Annotated in this window: 1 protein-coding gene; it reads right to left on the bottom strand. The window is 57.6% G+C overall.

Going from position 1 to position 262, the window contains the following annotated elements; translation table 11 throughout:
* Positions 1–185 (bottom strand): transposase (locus AC0L15_RS33300; protein ID WP_473498436.1); only part of this gene is annotated, 185 nt, incomplete at its 3' end.
* Positions 186–262: the final 77 nt, after the last annotated feature.

Below are 262 nucleotides of genomic sequence, written 5' to 3'. Positions count from 1 at the left end.
ATCAGCAGCTCAGGGTCGATCGAGGGACGGCCGATCGGGCTGTAGAAGGGCGCCAGATGCTGGCGGATGGCGGACAGATCGACGAAGCGGTCGATCGATCTGAGCAGGTGGTCCGCCGGCACATGCCGCTGCAGGCTGAAGCCATAGAACAGCTCCTCCTGCATCACACTTTGCTCGCCCATCATCGACTCAATCTCCTCTTACAACGAAGATTGAATCAGTGCTTCAGGACCGCTGCAACCCGGACTTTTTCAACACTATC

The sequence above is a fragment of the Mesorhizobium sp. WSM4846 genome (assembly GCF_055811415.1).
Note: the sequence above shows the minus strand (reverse complement) of the source record. Positions and strands in the feature narration are given on the sequence as shown.